The organism is Burkholderia aenigmatica, from assembly GCF_902499175.1.
In the GTDB taxonomy this organism is placed as follows: domain Bacteria; phylum Pseudomonadota; class Gammaproteobacteria; order Burkholderiales; family Burkholderiaceae; genus Burkholderia; species Burkholderia aenigmatica.
Genome location: NZ_CABVQC010000141.1, coordinates 1 through 2,617 on the forward strand (window position 1 = coordinate 1; position 2,617 = coordinate 2,617).

Here is a 2,617-nt window from a genome sequence, read left to right on the forward strand (position 1 = left end):
CCCGGACGGTCAGTTGAAACTCCCCCACTTATGGTCGCGCAAATTCCCCCACCCTGTGAAGCAGGACTAAGGGTTATTTAGCTGGTTTTCGATTTCCGTGCAAGCGTTTCAGCGGCTTCCTTGAGGCGGTAGCTGCGGCCGTCGAATTCAAGCAGGTGGCAGTGATGCATGAGCCGGTCGAGGATCGTGGTGCTCATCGTGTTGTCGCCCAGGTATGCGCCCCAATCCTGCACAACGCGGTTGGACGTGACGACAACGCTTCGATGCAGTTTGTAGCGTTGATGGATCAGCGTTTGCAGCAGCGCGCCGGCGGCGTCGGGGATCGTACGCGACAGGAACAGGTCATCCAGCACGAGCAGATCGCTCTCGAGGATGGCTCGCAGCCGGGCTTCGCGCTGGGCAGTCGGGCTCAGCGCGTAACGGTTAAAGAAGTCGTCGGTCTCAAGATACTGCACCTTGTGGCCTTGCAGGACGGCCTGGTAGGCGACGGCCTTCGCAACGTGCGATTTGCCGGTGCCTGGTTTACCGATGATCAGCGCGTTGTCGCCAGCGGCGATGAACTTCAGCGTGTGCAGCTGGAAGCAGGCCTGGCGAGGCACTTTGGGATTGAAGGCCCAGTCGAATTCGGCGAGCGTGAGTTTCTCTTCGAGGCCGGAGAGCTTGTAGCGGCGTTCGATGAGTCGGGACTGGCGGCGATCCAGTTCGTCCTGCAGGATCAGTGCGAAGGTTTCAAGGAACGGCTGCTGGGAGCCCTGGGCCTGCAACACGCGCGTTTCGAGTGTGTCGCGCACGCCAGACAGGCGAAGCTGTCCGAGAGCCCGTTCGATTTCCGGTAACGTCATGGTCATGCCTGTGTGTCTCCAGTTGGAGGTTGAGGTTCGGCGCCGTGCTGCGCACCGAGGGTAAAGAGTTCGCCGTACTCGGCGGCAGGACGGATCAGCGGGTGATCCTGCGTAAGAGGCAGCTCTAGCTGCGGTGCCTGATCGAGACGCTCGAGTGCCTGTTCGAACAGCCGTTCGACGATCGCGCGCACCTGTTTGTAGCGGTGGACGTGATGACGCAACGCGTGATCGCAGGCCTGCTCGACGAGCCGGGCGGGATACTTCTTCGCCAGACCAACGATGCCCCACATGGCGCGATGGCCGACGCGACCTTCGCTATCGAACATGTGCTGGCACAGCGCCTTTGTTTGTGGCCCGATGTCGCCGGCGCTCGCGAGCAGGAAGGCGCTCTGGCGGGACGGATTGAAGGGGCGTTCGTCTTCAGGCAGTTCGAGCGAACCGGCCTGCAGCGCACGAGGATGAGTGCGCAGCAACGCCTGCGTACGGCGATCGCGAATCTCGATGGTGGAATCGTAGATGCGCACCGAGACCAGACTGCCGATCGGCGCAGGTCGTGCCGCATAGTTGCTGCGATCGATGTTGACCGTGGTGTCGTCCCAGACGGTACGCACGACCTCCGTGAAGTAGCGAAAGCCGGTGGTCGGCAACGGCCGCAGATGCGGCCTCTCCTCCTGGAACATGGCCTCGACCTGTCGCCGGGTGCTGCCATGGATGCGTTTGGCCGCCCAGTTTGCCTCCCAGTGCATCAGGAATTCGTTCTGGGCTTCGAGCGACTCGAAACGGCGGCCGGCAAGCGCGGTGCCCTGCGTATGTTGGATCGCGTTCTCGACGGTCCCCTTTCGATTCGGGTCCCGCACACGTGCCGGATCGGCGACGACACCGTAGTGCTCAAGCATCGCCTCGTAGAGCCGGTTGATCTCGGGTTCGTACAGGTCGGGCGTGATGACGCCTTCCCGGAGATTGTCCAGGACGACGTAACTCACCGAGCCCCCGAAGTAGCGGAAGGCTTCTTCGTGAAGCCGGGCCCAGACCTGCTTGCTGGACTTCCAGACCACGCGCCGGAAACTGCGCCGCGAGTACCGCAGGGTCATCACGAACAACCGCGGGCGTCGGTAGCGGCCGGTCTTCGGATCGCGGGTCAGTGCACCTTCGCCATAATCAACTTGAGCTTCTTCGCCGGGGGCGAACGCGAGACGGTCGAACTGCTCGGGATCAATGTGGCGCAAGGCGCGCACGAAACGCTTGATGCTCTCGTAGCTCGCGGTGAATGCGAACTGATCGACCAGATCCTGATAGATCGCCTGCGCGTTGCGCCTCAGGCGGACCTGCTGTTCGATCCATTCGCGATGCGGTTCGCTTGCGGAGCGGGCGAAATTGAACGTTGTGGTCTTGCTGGAACCGTCGGTAGCCGGTGGTCGCGGCGGTGGGGGAGTTTGCGTGACGGCCGTTTCAGAGCCGGTGGTCACCATGGGGGAGTTTGCCGAAGCGGACTTCTCCGACTCGAACATCGCCTGATAGCGACGAATCGTCTTGCGGTCGATGCCCGTGAGCCGCTGGATCTGGCGCTGGCTCTTGTTGCGCTCGAGTAATGTGAATACGGTGCTTTGCAGGTGCGGCTTCAAGACGTTCACTCCCTGAACTCCTTCTTGTTCGAAGGAGACGAAGATATACGTCCTGCAACACCTCTCCCGGCGGCTTTAGTGGCTCAGCCGACGGTCGTCAGGTGGGGGAATTTGAAGTGACCATACCCGGAGGAATTTGACCGACCGCCGGGG

2 protein-coding genes are annotated in these 2,617 nt (G+C 61.8%); both read right to left on the bottom strand.

Annotation, left to right across the window (positions count from 1 at the left end):
• Positions 1-77: 77 nt before the first annotated feature.
• The gene (gene istB / locus BDO18943_RS42275; protein ID WP_006397378.1) at positions 78-848 is read right to left on the bottom strand and encodes an IS21-like element helper ATPase IstB; all 771 of its coding nucleotides are present in this window, start codon (positions 846-848) and stop codon (positions 78-80) included.
• Positions 845-2,473, bottom strand: coding sequence for an IS21 family transposase (istA, locus tag BDO18943_RS42280; RefSeq protein ID WP_175026713.1), 1,629 nt, complete (start codon positions 2,471-2,473; stop codon positions 845-847). The genes istB and istA overlap by 4 nt, the downstream gene beginning before the upstream one ends.
• Between the last annotated feature and the right edge of the window lie 144 nt (positions 2,474-2,617).

Coding starts and splice junctions, on each gene's coding strand:
- istB (WP_006397378.1), bottom strand. CDS start 848: ATGACCATGACGTTACCGGAAATCGAACGGGCTCTCGGACAGCTTCGC.